Source organism: Cecembia lonarensis LW9, assembly GCF_000298295.1.
GTDB classification, from domain to species: domain Bacteria; phylum Bacteroidota; class Bacteroidia; order Cytophagales; family Cyclobacteriaceae; genus Cecembia; species Cecembia lonarensis.
Genome location: NZ_AMGM01000247.1, coordinates 1 through 814, shown reverse-complemented (window position 1 = coordinate 814; position 814 = coordinate 1). Strand labels below are relative to the sequence as shown.

Here is an 814-nt window from a genome sequence, read left to right as displayed (position 1 = left end):
CTCCACCAAGTTTGCCCTTCCTGATCCTTTTTCGCAAAAATACAGGGGATACGGGGGGAATATCAGGCAGTCCTCATCTTTGATAAGTATACAGTATGAATACGATTTTATAAGTGGCCAGAGTATGGATCTTAGGCTGACTTCCGGGCTTTTGAACGATCAGTCAGACTCAGCTGATTTCACCCATGACATTCAGGAAAAAGATCTTTTCTTGAGAGATCTGGGCTACTCTACCCTGAAGTTCATGGCCAAGATCCATTCCGCTGGGGCATATTTTATCAACCGACTGAACCCCAATGTGAATTGCTATTCTGATTTGGTATCAAATGATCCAATAGATTTAAATAAATACCTTCACAAGCTGAAAAAACACAGACTGGACTATATTGAAATTTTTGTCTATCTGGGTAAAAAAGACCGGGTTCCTGCCCGTTTAATACTTTCACTTGCTGATGAAGATACTTACCAGAAAAGACTCAAAAAGACAACGAAACAGGCAAAATCAACCGGAAATAATGTTTCGGAAAAGTTCAAAGCCAGAGCCAGACTCAACATTATGGTCACCAATGTTCCCTCCGAGGTTCTAAAAACCAACGAAATAAGAAAAGTCTATGCTATGAGATGGCAGATTGAACTTATTTTCAAGACTTGGAAGTCACTGGTAAATATAGATGAGTTTAACAGTAAAAAAATCCATAGGTTTGAATGCCAGCTTTACGGAAAACTGATCTGGATAGTTCTTAACTTAAAGATATTCAGTTACATACAAAAGCAGGTTTTTGGCCAGAATAAAGTACTTTGCAGCATCTGGAAA

Annotated in this window: 1 protein-coding gene; it reads left to right on the top strand. The window is 38.8% G+C overall.

Features of this window, described 5'->3' with window-relative positions; genetic code table 11:
• Positions 1 to 814: IS4 family transposase (locus B879_RS21145; protein ID WP_040401582.1), on the top strand; the 814-nt coding region annotated here is incomplete at both ends.